We start from the raw sequence: 18,811 nt of genomic DNA, 5'->3' as shown, positions 1-18,811 counted from the left end.
GTTGTATGCCAATCACGAATCTTAATCTTTTATTTATCGACATACAATATTATTATATGCAATTTATTACAAAATTAATAAATTATTAATTATTTTTATTAACTTATGAAATAGAAAAGTCATTTAACAATGCATTTTAATCAAAGTCCTTGAAGTACGTTAGTGCTACGATTTATATAATTATAATGCTTTTTTATATAAAAAAGCACACCAAAAGAATCGGTCATGACCGATTTTAAAATTTTTAGTAAAATTATTGATTGATAAGTGTTAAATATTCATTAATTCTTTTGCTCATCACATAAATTTGTTTATTTGTGAATTTATCCATAGACACACCCTTAGGAATAAATCTTCTAATGTGTCTGTGGATATTTTCTATTGAACCTTTTTGGTATGAACAATATGCATCACATTTAAACAAATTGTTATTAGAAATAACTTCGTGCAAGCGCACGTTCTCGGAGCCGTTATCAACCGTTAATGTTGTTATTTTTATGGAATTAACTTTAATCATTTCAAGTAAAGCATCTTTCACTGCCTCAGAAGTTTTGCGTGATAATATTACATAAAGTTTTCTAGTTTTTCTATCTAATAAAGTTACCAAACAATTCTTATCCTTGCTTTGTCCAATCACAGTATCAAGTTCAAAATGACCTTCCTTTAATCTATGGTTGGCCTCATCAGGCCTTTGATGAATACTAACAGCATTTTTAAGAGAACTTTTTTGAACTTTTCTAGTTTTCTTGTGATATTTTCCTACAGAAAGAAAGAGCAAAATATCTATAGATAAATTAAACTCATTTGACTTTAAGCACTTGTATACAGTGCTAGGAGTAGGGCAGAAACTGTTAGGAAACATCTTCTTAAATTTATTAACAAGAGCTTTAGCTGAAACTTTGATTGCTCTTTTTGTAAAATCTTTATTGAATCTATTTTTCCTATAATAACTAACTTCAGATTTTCAAAATCTAATAAAATCTCTTCATTTATTTTTAATAGTCTTTGAATGAAGTCTTGTTCTTTTGGACTTATAAAGCATAAGATGTTCGGCAATTAATTGGAAATCAATATAGTTTACATAATTAATATATTGATCACAGTTGCGACAAACTTTTTTATATTTTTTGACAAAATCACCTTGATTTGTTGTTGAAATTTTCAATAACTTTTTAATGGTGTGTGTTTGAAATCCAATCACTTCTGAAACTTTAGAAAAATTCTTTCCTTCTTTGAATAATCTTAGGCATTCATTTAAATGAAGAATGTTCATTTGATTCGCTTTGAGTAATCTGTTATTTATAACTTTTGAATGAAGAATTCTGATTTCTTCTTCAGAATTTTTGATTAAATAGTGATTGTTTGGTAAATGTTTTTCTTTAGTTTTAATACACACAACTTTTTCAAGAGAATTTTTAATATTTGCTATAATCATATTGGTTCCTTTCTTATTTTTTTGCACTATAATTTTACTAAAAGGACCAAGAATATAAAACAGTCATGCAACAATTGTTGTATGACTGTTCTTTTTTACGATTTTTATTAACTTTCATTGATGAAGTTTAATAATTTACAACTTAGTGCTATTTTCTAAAATTAATTTTGAAGTTTTCAATTCCTGAGTTATAGATTACGGCTGCTTGGTTAACAGTTAAATCTGCATTCAATACACCTTTAGAGATATAAATAGCTCCGGAACGGTAGTTAAAATTCTTGTGAAGAGGTGGTTTTTCTTGAAGCAATTTAGCTTCTGATCTATTGTCTGTAGGTAAGATTACAATATTAGATTTAATTAATGGTTTAGTATAATCTGTTCCAAAATTTCCATCTTTTTGTGTTGTATAAAGACGTTTTGCAGTTTGGTTATATAACACATCTTTGTAATTTGCTACTACATATTCTACGAATTTTTCAGGTTCTCAAACCACTCTATTGCTTCCAGTTGCTCTTGTAGTACTTGGATCAACAGGTTGATAAATATCAAAATTATCAGCTTTAGTTCAATCGAAATTATAAACCTTAGAAAGGTATGAATTTTGTAAATGATCTATGTGAGCATACATTTTGCTATCATCATTTGAAAGCTTAATTTTAACGTAATTCACTAAGGCATTTGGCATTAATTTGGTGATATCATTTCTATCAAGAAGTGCACCTTTACTTGTATCAAATCAAGAATTTTCATTACTATTAGTACTATCAAAACTTCCAGGTATAACGTTAATAATATTAATACTTTGGTCACTATCATCACCAAAAATAATAGTATAACGTTTATCAAATTGTGCTGCAGCAGATACGTTTTGGTCTAAACTGTTATTAGTTTGAGTTTGAATATCTACCATATAAGCTAATTCAGAATTAGTGTATGCTGAATTATTTCTAATTTCTGGAGTGATAATTAATTTTTCCTTATTATCTAAAACATTAGATTTAAATCTATTATATACAAATTGAACTGGATTATTTCTTGACTCGCTTACATCCATTAGTCCTGATGAAGCTAAATCAAGAACTTCAACCTTAGCATCTTGACCATAAACAAGTTGACCATCTTTTTCTTGGTAGAATAAGTTGGATGTTCCAGAAGGAATTGTAATATCATTAACGGTATTAAATGCGATTTTTACGTTTTTAGTTACACTAATAACCTCTTGATTTTTAAATTTAGATAAATTATTTGGAGTATAAACGTATTTTAACTTAAATTGCACTACTTGTTTACGGTCTGCAATGTCTGTTGAATTAGTAGTAACTTTAGTTCATTCAGTTCCATCTTTAACTAAAGATACTCTTACATTGTTAATGTTAAATAATGATTCTTGATTTTTGATACCAAGTTTAGTGAATGCAAATTCATCAAAAAGATTTAAGAAAATATTTGATTCGGTAATATCTACTTCATTTATGTTTACATCTTTAGGTTTTATAAGTTTAATATTATCTAAGAATTCATTTTTTCTTGCTTGTTCTTTAGGTTTGATATACTGATATCTTTGAGTATTATCGATATTTCAATCAAGATAATCGAAGAATAACTTATTATTTTCTTCAACATTTGTTCATGTATAAAGTTCATGAATATTGCTAAAGACACTTGTTAAATTATTAATAGCAGAATCAATATCAGTTGAAGTATTACTAATATTTACTAAAATGTTATTAATTTTATCAATTTCGCTTTGATATTTAGTTTTAACTTTAGCAAAACCACTACTTGTAGGTTCAGAACTCATTTCACTAAGAATTTCATGTAAATCCCCTCTAAATTGAGGTGAAACAAATCTAGTGCTTTCTTCTTTTAAGCTAGTAATTAAACTAAAGTATGATTCACGAACTTCTGTAAATTCAATTCCAAAAGTAGATAAGTAACTTGAATCATTTGAAGTTAAAACTTGATCATATTTAGTTAATATAGCATTTAATTTAACTTTGAAATTATTTGTATATTCAGAAATAGATTTAGTAAATTCAGAATTGATAAATAAATCAGTTTTATCAGTAACAGTATTATTTACATATGGTGATATAAATTGGTCAAATTTATTGAATAAACCAGTATCGGTTGCTAAATATTTCTTAGTACCAGTTACAAATTCATTTACAAAGTTTTCTAAAGAAGTTTCAAGATTGCTAATGTGAGACTTAAATTTAGTATTAATAGTATTTTCAAAATTAATAATTTCTTCTGTACTAAAAGTTTTAAGAGTTGAAGAAGTTTTACTATTATTAATTTCAGTGTTCATTTTATTATAAGTACTTGCTATTACTTCAGCAGCAACTCTAGTATTTGAATTACTGAAGTCATTTATGTAGTTTTGAACTTTATCTCTAGTGTTTACAAGATCTTCACGATATGATTCAAATAATAATTTAGTTTGGTTTTGAACTTCTTTATAAACTTCTTTAAGTTTTAAGTTTACTTGATCAATTGAAATATCTTCACTATCGACAGTATTGTTATTTCTATTATTAATTGCGATTTCAAATTTAGCTTTAGTTTCATCTAATAATTCAATAGTTTTTTTATTAAATTCAGCATTTAGTATGACTTCTTTGTTTTCTGTCTTAACATAATCTAAAATATTTTGTGCAAGTGTCTTAAATCTATCAATATCAGCAGATTTAGCATTCATCAATTTAATAACTTTTGATTCAAGTTGTTTACCAATCTCAACTTTAGTAGTTTCAGTTGAATCGTTTTTAGGTTGCATCAAAATATTTTTAGCTAATGTTATAGCGCTATTTAGCTCTGCATAAGCCTTTTTGGTGTTATTTTCACCTTCTTTAGAGTCAATAAGTGAAGTAGGATCCTTAATTTCATAAAGTGAAAGAATTTCAGCTTCTTGGACTTTTTCTTTAAGAGTTACAGCACTTTGCAAAATACTATAAAGATTATTCTCAGGATCAATATTTCCATATTCAGGACGATCTTTTTTCTTTAAGAAATATTTCTTATAAATTTCAATATATTGTTCATAAGTTTTATCTGTTTTGTCAAATTCAACTTGAGTTTGTTCGAGTAAAGCGGAAATAACATCTTTTTCTTTTTTATCTAAAACTAAGTTTTGTAATAATTCATTCTTAAATTCAGCTTTGTTAGCTTTATATTCTAATTCAACTAAAAGTGAATTAAGTAATTTAATATCACTATCAATATCAACTTTACCCTCTTGTTTCTCGATAGAGTTATATGTTTTATATTTGTTTTCAAAGTTTAAGATATTATCTTTGATTTCTTGAATATTTTTTGTAACTTCTTCGTCCTTAGAAACATCTTTATCTTCATCAGAATTAAATTCAATTTGCTTAATAGCTTTATTGGCATCATTAATTCTATCTGCTAAGAATTTAATTTTTTCCTCAATATCAATTAAATCTTGTACATCAGAGCGAATTTTTTCAAATTCTTCATATTCAAGATTATTTTTATTTAATTCATCTAATGTTTCAATTCTTGAAGTAAGTTCTTTGTGTAATTTAATGTAATCACTTGTTCCAAAAATACTGTCTTTATCTGATTTAAATCTATTGATTAAATCATTAATTTCATTTCTGGCTGTATTATTTTTGTTTTCAAGCAATATAGCTTCATCAAGTACCTTAGTTTGTTCATCAATAAATATCTCTCAAATTTTTGGATCACTATCTTTTGAAGAATATTCTGCTGGGACAGATTTTCAAAGGAAATCAATCAAGTACACTGCATCAGTTGCGTTACCATCAAAACCATTTACTTGGTTTGCTGAATCATATCTTGATTGAATGATGCCTGAAACAGTTTTTTGTTTCTTGAATAAAATTTCAGTTTTGTTTAATAAGCTAACTACTGAATCATAATTTTCTCTAGCTTTAGAGTTTCCACTGTTAAGGTAGTAATTATTTAAAATAGCAGTTAATCAGTTATTTCATTGATCATTTTTTGTATCACCACTGATTCCATCGAGACTGAAGTAATTGATTTTATCTTTATTGGTTAAACTTGCTGAATTTTGATGATCAAAACCAATATTTTTACTTAAAGTATCAACCTTTTGAGCTATTTTTTTAGCATATTCAATTGTTTCTAAACTTTCTTTAAGAACAGCAACACGTCTATTGATTTCATCTGCACTTACACTAGAGTCATATAATTCACGTGAATCATTAATATTTTTCTCAATCGAAGGCACAAATCTATCTAAAAACTCTTTAACAGTTGGGTTTTGTTCAGCTTCTATTTCTTCAATAATGTTAAGGCTCTTTTGAACTTGTTTTCCTAATTCTTCAAGAGCAGTTAAACGATTATTGCTAAAACGCTCATCGATATAGTCTTGAATTTTTCTAATATCATTTTTTGTTTTTGCATCAATATTTTCTTGTTTTTTATTATTTAATACTTCTTTTAATTTATTGAAGATTTCTTGATCAATAATAGGTTTATTTTCTGAATCAAACTGTTTAAATTTATCAAGAACTTCTTTATATTTACCAGTATATTTAGTTTCATCATGGTTAGGATTATCAGCTGTTGAACCATTTTCACCAATTAAATCAGCAACAATAGTTCTATAGTCTTCTAAACCTAAAATGCTTTCAACTAAATCTTTGATTTTATTTAATTTTGACTCTAATTTACTATATGGGCTTTCAGGTAAATTCTCTTTAAGAGCATTTTTAAGATTATCATAACCATTTACATTATCATCTCTCTTAGATAATGTTGAAATTGACTTAAGAACTTTGTCGATTTCATAATTTGCTAAATCAAGTCCATTTTTTGCTTTGGTGATAATTTCTTCATAGTTAGCAGCAGGATTAGAATTCACTTCTTCTGTTAAGAATGTAACTAAATTATTAAATGATTCGTAAACCTTAAGTTCATTATCAATATCACTATTTTTTGATAATTCTCCACTTGCTTTAGAAGTGTCTATAAAGTCTTTGAGTTCTTGAATAGCGACAAGTGCTTTGTCTTTTTCATAACTACGATTAATGTCTTTTAAGTAATCATTTAATTTATTTAAAGTCATATCGTAATTATTGATTGTTTTGTTTATATCTTCATAAACTTCAGCTTCGAATTTATCCTTAGATTTATTAAAACTATTAAATTGTTCAGGTTTTTTAGATTCACTAATTTCTTTTTGGATTTGAGCTATTCTAGCTTCAATTTCGTCAACTTTTTCGTCAAAAGTTTTTGTGTTTAAGTCACGTTTATTGACTAATTCATTATATTTTTTCTCTGAATCTAAAATTGCAGAGTTAATTGAAGTAGTGGTTTCATAAGGTGAGTTAATTAATTGCTCATTATATTCTTTTTTACTTTCAATTTCACGCTTTACATCATCATATAATGCTTGTTCTTTTTGTTTTTCATTAAGAATTTCATCTAATTTTTTATTTTGGTCATAAAGTTGCTTTTTAAGTTCGAAAACTTGAAGATTATTCTTAATTTCTTCAATAGTTTCTCCAATTTGTGAATCACTCTTATTAGTGTTTAAGTTTACTTTATCGAGTAATTTTACAGCTTGATTGTAAAGAACTTCGAATTCTTTATTCGAACCATCTTCATTAGGTTTAATATCTTGAGAGAATTCAAAAAGTTTATTTAATCATGGAGCTAATTTATTTAATTGTTCAAGTTTTGAAACTGCTTTATTAATTTCATCTAAGTCAGCGGATTTAGCTTTTTCATTTGCGTAAGCATAAATTTGATTGTAAGCATCTTTTATAGCTTCATAATCTTTATTATCTGTATTTAACTTTTTAGATTGTAGTTCCTTATTAGCTAAAATAACTCTATCTTGTTTAAGGGCTAAATCAATTAAATCGGCTTGTTTTAGTGCTAAATCAGCCATATCATCAATTTGGTTGATTGTTGGTTTAGTTTGAGAATTGAATGCTTTTAATAATTCGTTGATTTGTTCAAGAGTTCTTTCGCCTGATTCAAGACGCATATCAGTGAATTTATCATGTGAAGAACTTTTTGCATTGCTAATAGCAGCTTCTAATTTAGCTTTAGCATCTTCTAAACTTTTAATTGAATTAGTTGTAGCTTTAAGTTCTTCGAATTCATCAATTAATTTATCTCTTTCATTATTAGGAAGATTAGGTCTTCTAATTTCTTCTTTGATTTTATCAAATTGATCTCTAAGAGACTTTTCAACTTCAGAGTCATTGTCTCTATTACCATCATCAGGGTATTTAGAATCAATAAATTCTTTAGTTTTATCAATTGAATTATTAATTATTGCATCATTAATTAAATCATGGTGCTCTTTAATTTTTTCTTCAGTTTTATTAATCAAATCTTTAGTTTCTTCAGGAGTTAAATTAGGATTTTGAAGTTTAGTATTTAAATCATCAAGTTCTTTTTTAAGTTGATCAAGTTTAGGTGAAATTTTATCAATTACATCTAATAAATCATCCATTAAGTTTTCGTTAATGTCAAAATCCTTGATTAAATCTTTAACAACTTTTCTTTTCTCGAGGTTATCTAAAATATTTTTTTGATGTTCTTGAGCTTTTTTAATATCATCAATAATTTGTTTTGCTTTTTCAGGGTCATTTAAACTATCTAACTGATTTTTTAGTGAATCAAGATAATTTTTAATATTTTCTAATTCAGCTTTTGAATTAATGTAAAATGGATCTTTTCTATCTTTATTAGATGGAAAAATTTGATCAGCATAACTACTTACTTTATCATTTTGAATAAGTGTGTCACTATTAGCTTTAGCAAACTCATCAACAACATTAATAAAGTTAAAATTATTAATAAAGTCCTTAATTTGACTTGTTGTAGATGGAGCGTAAACTGAGCTAAGTTTTTCTGAATTTACAATGATTTCTTCAATGAACTTTATCAATTCTTTTGAAGTAGCATCATTATATTTATCTAACTCATTTTTTGAAGCGAGTGCTTTTTCTTCAAGTTCAGATAAAAGTGCTTTTGAATTTTGTCTTAGTTGTTCTTCAAGAAGTTTTGCATAAACATTAGTAGTTAAGGAATCAAATTCGCTTGAATTTTGTAATGAATTTAATTTTTCTGAAATTAAAGCGTTATTTAATTCACTTTGAGTAGTTTTTAATGGATTATTATTAAAGAATTCTAAGTCTTGAAGTAATTGATCAGTTAATTTATCTGTTGTAATAGTGTTGAATTTGATACTTTTGAATGTTTTTTCAAGTTCTTCAGTGTATTCTTTAAGTTCATCAACACTATTAATTTTTGTGAAATTATCTAATTTATTTAATTGTTTTAAGTTTTCATAATCAGAATTAGAAATATCTAAATTAGCTATAACTTTATCTAAATATTGGTTAATTTCTGAATGAATTTTTTCAGCGTATTCAAAAACTGCTAAATCATCAAGATAATTATTTTTAGCTTTAGTTATTTCATCGATAGACGAGAATTTTTCAACATCTTCTAAATTAGTATTTTCAATAGAGTTAAATTTATCTTTAAGAACAGTTAAAGAATTTGAGTTAATAACATCTTTAAAAGAACTTTTAACTTGATCTAAGGTTTTACGTAAATCACTGTAATTAGTTAAGTTATTTTGTAATAATTTTTCAATTAGTTCAAGTTTTTCAATTGAAACATTATTTTCTAGTTCTTTTTCTACTTCACTAACTAATTCAGAATTAGGATTTTCTTCAAGTTCTTTATTTTGAGCAAGTAAAGAATCAATTGAATTTTTCAATTTATTAAACTTAGTTAAATTATTTTCTGAAGTATTGTAAATAGCAATTTGTTGTTTAAGAGTCTCTAGAGTATTTAAGTTTAACTCTTTAGAAAGAATTAAATCTCTGTAATCATAATAAATTTTGTTATTTTGATTTAATTCAAGTTTATTTTCTTCGATACCAATTATTTGGTTAATAAAGTTAATGTATGGTTCAAATAATATTTTTTGTTTTTCTATTTGACTTAAGAATAAGGTTTTAAACTCGATTAAATCTTTTTTAGCTTCTTCGCTAGTAGTCTCACTTTGAGAATTATTAACAATATTTTTAATTAATGAAGTAGTTTTATTCTTAAATTCATTTCTTAGATCGTTTTCAGAGATAAAACTAGATAAGTTTTCTAAAATATTACCTAAATGTTCAGCTTGTTCTTTAGATAATTTTGAAGGTCAATTATTTATTAAATCATCAAGTAAGTTTGTACTTGAGTTTGTAATTGAGTCAAAATTATCGTTAATGTCTGAATTATTATCATCAATTTTGTTTAATAAGTCTTCAAATTGTTTAAGAATATCTTTATTTTTGATAATTGTTGAATTATCTATGTTAAAAATAATATCTTTAATTATGACTTTTATAGATGTTTCAGATGAAGAAGTTTTAGAGTGTAATGCTGAAACAACACTAAGTCCAAGAACTGAAGCTAGCGAACCTGCGATAATTGTTGAAGTAGAAATTACTTTTAATTTTTTGTTATTAGACATTATTCTTCTCCTTTTTCTTCATTTAATCTAAGTTTGAAGTCAAATTGTTTAAGATAAGTATTCATTAAGCTGGTTTGACTCGCAAGTGGTCTATCACCTTGAGTGCTGAATTTTCAAGTTAATTTAGAGGTATCATAAATAAATTTCTTCATTTGACCGCTAGTTTCTGGGTAGAAGTATTTTGTATTATTTTTAGACATAATTTCATTAGCAAAATCTGTAATTTTTTTGTTTGCGACTTCACGTGAGTCTGATGATAAAATTGTATATTTTGGATCATTGATATCATTAGCATAAACTACAGATGTTGAACAACCTTCTCAAACTGATTGATTAAGATAAAATCCAGTAGCGAATTTATTTGTTGAATCTTTTCCTGAACTAAGTTCATATTCAAATCTAATTACTAAGAATGCAATTGCTTGACCGCCATTAGAAGCTTTACTATACATAGGAATTACTACACAGTTAGGGAATCAAGCATGATCACCATAGTTGTCAAAGTTATAGAAACTATAGAATGTTCAATCCCTTAAAGAGAAGAAAGTTCTAGAATTAATTGAAATATTATCATTGATTTTTGCTGATATTTTTAAGTCTTTTGCTGTGTTTAAACTTTCACCATCACTTTCATCTCAATCATGAAGAACGTAAGGTTTATTAGTCTCTTTCATAATTTCAATTGAACCACGAGTGAGAGCATCTTGTATATTGATTAAAGCATTTGAAGAAGTTCAACCAGCGTTTGAATAGTCAAAAACATATCTTTTTTCAAAGTCACTATTACTTCAGTTTGTAGGTCCATAACCATAATCTTTGTCACCAAATGATCAACCATATATATATTTAAATTTATCTAGTCCAAATTTAGCATATTTTTGTGTCATAAATGGAGTTTCAATATTATTGAAAACATATGCTATATCAGGAATATCTTTGTATGCATTACTTGGATCATTTTTGTTAGGATTAGTGTAAACATAAGCAAGACTGTATCTTAAGTTTTTAAAACTTGGATTAGCTTGGAACACTTGTTCAAAATAGTTTGCACTTCCAGTTGGTTTGATTAAGTAAACTTTAATATTATCTTCATTAAATATCTTTTTGTTTTCATTGTTTTTAAGAATCGTATGTTCACTAAAGTAATTTAATAAAGCATCATTAGAGTTTAATAAGATTCCGTTATAACTTTTTCCATTTAAAGTTAATGTTTCTTCAGTTTGTCTTTTAACTTCAGCTATGAAGTTTTCAGAAATAAACTCACTATCTTCAAAGTCTGTACGGGCTTGAATATATAAATAATTAGATTTAGATGCATCATTTTCATTTGGTTTATATAAGTAACTAAACGCTTGTTCAAGGTTAGTTGAACTCTTGATTCATTCTGTAAGTTTAATTAAAGAATTATAAGCATTTTTAATATTATGAATTTGTTCAGTAATAGTGTCAGAAGTGTTTTCAGTTAAACTATTTTCAAAAATATCTTTGATTGCTTTTACTGAAGAAATTTGAATATCGTAAGATTTGATAATTTCAGCAAAGTTAGTAATATCATCAGCATTAGCACGAATTGTTTCAAGATATTTATTAACATCTTTACGTGCATCAAAGTATGTATCTAGTTTATCTTTTATATTATTTGTTTCTTTGAATAATAAGTTTTGGTATTTTCCTAGAACTTCATAAACTTTGTCAGCATATTCTTTGTAAGCATTATATGTAATTTCAACATTATCAGTTTCATCAAGGATAGTATCTGTTGCAAATGTTGTTAATGTATTAAAACTATCAGTAAATTCTCTAATTTTAGATTCTAAGTCACTATTAAATCCTAATTTTGTAAGAGATGAAATAATACTTGAAACATTTGAACTATTTGTAATTTCAGTATTGAATAATGTAAAACTATTTTTTGAGTCTTTTAAGTTAAATGTTGTCGTAGTCTTAAATGAAATGTAGGCTTGTTCAACTTCGGTAAATGATCTTTTAATTTCCGAATTAATATAGCTTATGAAATTCTTATAGTTCTCTTCTGTAGGTTTTGATGAAATAATTGAAGTCAATTTATCATTTTTATCTTTTAAGTTTACAAGAGTTTGACTTGGAATTTTTGTAACTTGAGAATATTTAGGATCTGAGTTAAATAAATCAATATATTTTTGAACTTTAGCATTTGTCGCTTTAGTTTGCTCAATTTCATATTTAATGATTTTATCTTTTTGTTCTTTAATTTTGCCTTGAGCAGCAATAATAGCATTGTTCATTTCAGTAATTGAATTATTTTTAGTGATATTTTCTAAAGCAGTAATAGCAACATCGCTGTAATCAGCTAATTCAGGTGAATTTTGAACATTAGAATAATTAGTAGTCATGAATGTCTTTACATCATTAGCTTCTTTAAGTAGATCTTTTAATTCAGAGAATTTTTGATTTTTAAGTTCAACTAAAATACCATCAAATGAGTTGTCGATTAAATCAAAAAGTTTTTCTTTCATCTCTTCATGACGTTTATTAGTAGTTGCACCACTTGTGAATGGATAAACTTCACTTGGGTTAGAAATATTTTCTTTAGCTTGAGCTAATAACCTAGAAAGTTCATTATATAATTGAACCATTTTTTCTGTTTCGCTTCTATGATTATTTACATCTCCAATAAATCTTTGATATTCATCTCACTCTGCCTGAGCTTTAACAATGGCTTTGTGTAAATTAAGCGAGTTAAATTCAGCTCTTGAAAGCGAATATTCTCCATTACCTGTTAAATATTTAACTTTAAGTTTTTCATAGTATTTTTCTGAGTGAGGTTCTTCATCGGCTTTAAGTTCTAAAATTAAGTTTTCAATAATACCTTTTAATGGTGCTAATTCTCCACTAGTTAACTTATCATCTGTATAAGACTCAAGTCTTTCACGTGCTACTGAATATGAGAATAATAAATCCATTCTTAGAATAAAGTTGGCTAATTCTTGACGTTTAATATTCAATTTACCTGCATCTGTATTTACTACTCAAAGGTTTTTGTTTTCATTAATCAATTCTTTAGTTCTGTCTGTAAATCATTTAATTTGCTCAACTGATTGGAATTTTTGTTCAAGTAATTTACTAAATTTTGAATCAGTTGCTTCAAGAGAATTAATTAAATCAGCACTACTCTTATATCTATCAAGTTGATCATAAATAGCTGTAGCATCTTTACCAATATTTAGGAAGTTTTCAAGTAATGAATTAACTTGTTCAGAAACAATTTGTTCAAAAGTGTAAGTTGAAATATTATTTTCTGATTTTAAGTCACCTGCATAAGCAATATTATTTAAATAAACTTCATATTGTTCATTTAATAAAGTTAATAAACCTTTATGATCATTTTTAACTTCTGAATAAATTGGATCATTAAGTGTTGTCTTAATATCATTAAGTTGAGTTTTAAGTAAGTTAAGTTTTTCTTTTCTTTCTTGGTAAACTCTTTCTTTCATACTATAATTGCTTATTAAGGTAAATCTAGCGGTTTTAAGATCATCCAAGGTTACTTTTTCATAAGTTTTAGTTTCATTAGTAATTGTTGCTGCACGCACAATTGAATCACCAAGATATTTAGCACTTCAAAGATGCATATCTCTTTCGCGTTGTTCAAGTGAATTACCTTCACTTAGAGTTTTTATTTCATTATATTTTTCAATTTTTGCAATAATTTCATCAACCAATAATTCTAAAGAACTTAATTTGTGTGTTAAATCAAATACTTTAGATGAGTTGATTGTACCAGTAGAAGGATCAACATTAACTTCAGTATCCATTTCCTTCTTGATATTGTTTAAATATTCTTTTATATTGCTATTTGCATTTGTTGAATTCAATGATTCATTCGTTGTTAAAACAGTTGAAAGTGTAAAGTTAGCATCAGTAAGTTTTTCTGTAGTAAGTTTAGTATATTTAGTGTCAAATTCTTGAATTTTACTTAATACATCAATTAAATCATTTATTTTAGCTATATTATTTGAGATAGTTTCGCTATCAAATGGATTTTGTTCTTTACCTCCAACAACATAGCTTACACCATCGTAATTGTAGCGATTTTGTTGATCTGTAATTAAGCTTTCTAATACACCTTTAAGTTTATTTTGAATTTCAGAAGAAGTATTAACTTTAGTAATAGCTTCTTGAGCATTTTTAACAGATCTTGAAGCTTCATTCAATTTTTGTGAAGCATCTTTAAGTCTAGTTAATTCAGATGATAATTTATTAAGTTCAGCTTTTTTAACCTCTAAGTCTGAAGTATTTTCTGTTCCGTCACTGTTATACTCTAATTGAACAGCTGTGATTTTTTCTTTTAATTTATCAAGTGTAGCATTAAATATTGGTCCAAAACTTGGATCATGTTTAGTTGCATTACCCTTAAGTTCATCATTTTCGACAGTTTTGAATTGTTTTAATTTTTCAAGTAAGTCGATTTTTCTGTCTTGGAATGATTTAGAATCTTCTAAAGCTTTGGATAATGCTTCACGTTTGATTCTAATATCATTAATAATTTTAGATTTAGTTAAATCGCTGAAAGTTTTATCTCTTAAGGTATTTGTGATTGAATCTAAAACTTGAATTGGATTTCCTTCACTGTCTTTAAGTAAATTATCAAGCTCGAAGATTTTATTATTTTCAAGAGCTTGTTTAAGTGAATCAGATTTAATTCCTGAATTAGCATTTTTATCTAATACTTCAATTCTGTCAAGTAACTCTTTTACTATTTCGGTATAAGGTTGAATATCCTTAGCAATATCAGTAAATTCAACTAATTTAGCATTAGCTTCACGAATTTGTTTTTTATATTCAGCATTATTACAAAATTCTTCGGTTTTTGAACAGAAATCATCAAAATTAGGCAATTGTAAATTATTAACTTGTTCTTTTAATCTATCAATGGTGTTTTTTATATCATTAAAAGTTGGTAGTGCCTTAGGATCTGTCTTACTTATAGATTCAAGAGTTTTTAAGTCTGAATTAACTTGAGTGTTGAATTTATCTTTATTAAATGTATAATCAATTTGATCTCTAATTTCAACTAGGTCACCAAATTCAGAAGTTGGATAATTCACATTACTAATAACATTATTGAATTCATTTTTTAATGTCTCAATATTTGCATCGTTGAAATTATCAATATCTGAACTTAAAAGTTCCTTATTAGCAAATTCTTTTTTAATTTTTTCAACTAATGAATCTCAAGATTCATCAAGATTTTCTTTCTGTCTTTTAGCATCTTCTATAGCTTTAATAACATCAAATTCAATACTTCTAATGTTGCTACTATTATCAGTTACACTTTTGTATTGTTCAAAATAGTCATTGTACTTTTTACTAAAGTCAGTAATTGCTTCATCATAAATTTTTCTATATTCTGAATCTTCTTTAGTAGGGAAGACGTTTTTAAGTTCCTCAAGTTTTGCTTCTAAGTTCAATTTGTCTTTAATAAGTGAAACTTCATCACGTAAATTATTAATTTTCTTTTGAATAGTATCAAAACTGTCACTTGAGTTAATTAAGTTATTTAGAATTTTAGCTTCTAATTGTTCAGCAATAAAATCTTTTTTCTTATCTTGAAGAGATTTTAATTGTTCTTGAGCTTCTCTTAATACTTGTGCTAACTCAACATTAGTTGATATACCAAAATTATAGTCATTGATTTCCTGACTATTTCTTGATGTGTATTTATCTAAATAAGGATTTGAATTATTGATTAAATTTTGAATAGATTCATTTACTTTATCAAAAACTTCACCAGTTAAAGTAGTTTTGTTTTTCTCTAATTTATTAACAGTATTTCTTAATGAAGCTTGTGCTACTTCACGATTTAAATTTTCATTTTTTTGAACTACTGTATCCGTTCTATCCTTGATTTCTTGGATATTTTCATAGAAAACTGAAGGATTATTTTTTAAATTATCTATGTATGATTTTGTGCTTGAATATGTATTTTCAGCATCAGAAATAACAGAAGTAGGTTTATAATCACCAAAATCATAGTAAGGAATATTGTCTAAATTATTTTTAAGTTGATTATTTCTGTATTCCAATTCTCTAGCATTTTCAATATTATCACGTAAATCAATGATGTCAGAAACTGTTTTATTGTATTCTAAAGAATCTTTTTCAAGTGTTAAAAGTTTATCCTTTAATTCCATTAAAGAATTTTTTAATGCAGATTCCATAGGAGTGTCTTCTCTACCATCTTTATCGTTAATGAATGTATATGAAATTTTTTGTAGAGTATCTTCATATAATCTGTTAGTTAAAATCACTTCTTTAAGATCTTGGAATTCATTAAGTGCATCTTGAAGTTTTTTCTTCATATCACTTATTGATACACTTTCTAAATCATCCAATTCATTATAGTTTTCATCAATAATATCTTTAAGTTTATTGATTTTATCTTTAAGAGCTTGTTTTAGGGCTGGGTCTTGAATCTTTTCGATTTCTTCATTTACCATGTCGACAAAATTAACATAATCATCTAGACTTTTTACATTTTCTTCAGCTTTTTGTAATTTTTCAATAATTTTGTCTATTTGAACTAACTTATCAGCATTTTCAGAATTATCATTATTATTTATTTTATCTATTTCATTTTTTGCATTTTCAAAATATTTGTTAATTTTATCTTTATATTTATCAGCATTTTGAGAGGTTGAATTATTTAAATTCGAATTATTAAGAGCATTGTCAAGAGAATTATCCACTTTGTTATTAAAGATATAATGATTCTCTTGTCTTTGAGATTCTTTAAGTAATTGTCTAAGTAAATCTTCTTTAGGTTTGATTTGGTCTATTGTAGCCGGAGATTCTTCTTTACTGAATGGCTTTGAAACTAAAACAGCTTGTTTAATTTTATCTTTAAGTGATTCAGAAATATATTCTTTATCTAAGAAAGAATTTGTTTTATCAATTAAATTAGCTAATTCCTCTTTATGTAAGTTTCTTAGTTGCTCACTAAGCTCATTAAACTTATCGCTTTTATCATTGTATAAATTTTTATCAGTAGCAACTTTATTTTTTAACTTATCAAATTCATTGTATAAATCATCAATTTTCTTAGAGCTTAGTGTTTTGTTTTTATATTTAAGATCACTTAACTCATTTAACTGTCTAACTATTTCATTATTTAATGAAATTTCATTTTTAACAGTAGCTAAGAAATTAGAAAGTTCTTTATGATCTGATTCAACTACTTGATTTACTTCTTTTTCGTCTAAATTTTCTATATTATTGTTTTGTAAAAGATTTTTTAAGATATCACTAAAAGATGAATCAAGTAATTTTGATTCAATTAAATCATTTGTAAATTTTTCAGTACTATCAAATTCACTTCTTAAACTAAGGATGTAATTTTGATTTTGTTTAATGTCTTTGATTGCTTGAAGTAAAGAATTTTTATCTTGTCTATTAGTTGATTCATTTAATTTATTAATCATTCTAGAATAAGCATGTTTTTCTTTAACTTCATTTTCTCTAAAATTTAAGTCTGAATTTAATAATGAGCTGAATATTTCATTCAATTCATCAACACTTTTGTCAAAATTGGTTGATTCACTAATTAAATCATCAAGATTTTTGTTAAGAATTTCATAATTTAAGAAGAAATTATCTTTATTAGGTTCTTTTTTAGAAGCATTTAATAAATCATTAATTTCTTGTTTAATTTTCTCTTTTTCAGTAGGATCTAATTCTTGATTCTCTAAATTTTTAAGAGATTCATTAACTCTATTTTCAAATTTAATTTGATCTAATTTTTTAGAATCATTATCTTTTTTAGCTTTATCAAGTAATTCCAGTAATCTATCAGCCAAAATATCTAAAGTATTAGCATCCATATTCTTAGTTGAATCAATTCTGTCTAGTAGTGTTTTAATTTGCTCTCTTAAATCATCAGAAATCTTAATGTCATTGTTATTTAATAAATTATCAGCTTGAATCATTGCTTTTTGTAATTTTTCAGTAATTACTTTTTGATTCTTATATGGATCCTTTAATAAATCCTTAAGTTCATCAACTAATTTATTTTTATCTTCAATGCTTGAAGCTGAATTAATTCTGTTTTTATATTGATCTATTAATTTATCAGTGGATTCCTTGATATATTTTTCATTAAACATATCTTTGAGTTTATTTATTGATTCAGTAATATCATTTTCTTTTCTAATATCTGACTTTATATTCTCAAACATTAATTCATAATCAATTTTATTTACTAATGAAATAACTTCGTCAATAGTGGTTGACTGACTTGAAGATAATTTTTCACATTGATTAAGCAGATCAATTAAAGTTTTAGATGTATTTTCAATACCATTAGAGCTAATATATTCTAAAATCTCATTTTTCTTTCTTTTTAATACTTCATATGGACTTTCATATCTTTCAACTTGTTTTTGTTTTTCATTTTGATTGAGCAAAAGAGTAAAAGTACCAAGTCCTAAGGCTGCAGCTGATGCTGCTGAAATAGAACTAATAGCTATAATTTTTTTATTTTTCCTTAACTTTTCAATAGCCATTTTTTTCACCTCCGAAATATCGCATATTATATATGCAATTTATTTTAAATATTATACAAGATTAAAAAATTAGGCTTTTTTCAGAGCTTTGACACCAAAACTACTTTGAAATAAGCTAAAAAATTGCTTTTGCGACAATCAAAAAAAAAAAAAAAAAGCAATATTTTTGTTTAAAATGATGTTTTTCAAAAAAATGAAATGCTTGTGTAGACATATAGATTAGGCATTTATTTAAACTTTTTGTTAATAAAATTTTAGCTTTGAGCAAAATTAGGATTTAAATATTTCCACCAATCCAAAACAAATTCTAAAACAAAAAAATAACACAATTTC

General features: G+C 25.7%; 3 protein-coding genes. All 3 read right to left on the bottom strand.

The features are described 5' to 3' along the window. Positions 1 to 253: 253 nt before the first annotated feature. Positions 254 to 1,462, bottom strand: a complete 1,209-nt coding sequence (locus FOY43_RS00650) for an IS30 family transposase (RefSeq protein ID WP_146308596.1) — start codon at positions 1,460 to 1,462, stop codon at positions 254 to 256. Between the two features lie 121 nt (positions 1,463 to 1,583). Beyond that, the gene (locus FOY43_RS00645; protein WP_146308593.1) at positions 1,584 to 9,938 is read right to left on the bottom strand and encodes a hypothetical protein; all 8,355 of its coding nucleotides are present in this window, start codon (positions 9,936 to 9,938) and stop codon (positions 1,584 to 1,586) included. Next, the gene (locus tag FOY43_RS00640) at positions 9,938 to 18,478 is read right to left on the bottom strand and encodes a hypothetical protein (protein ID WP_146308591.1); all 8,541 of its coding nucleotides are present in this window, start codon (positions 18,476 to 18,478) and stop codon (positions 9,938 to 9,940) included. The genes FOY43_RS00645 and FOY43_RS00640 overlap by 1 nt, the downstream gene beginning before the upstream one ends. Between the last annotated feature and the right edge of the window lie 333 nt (positions 18,479 to 18,811).

The organism is Mycoplasma anserisalpingitidis (assembly GCF_007858495.1).
GTDB lineage: Bacteria > Bacillota_I > Bacilli_A > Mycoplasmatales > Metamycoplasmataceae > Mycoplasmopsis > Mycoplasmopsis anserisalpingitidis_A.
The sequence above is the reverse complement of the archived record's forward strand: the minus strand, read 5'-3'. Positions and strand labels throughout refer to the sequence as shown.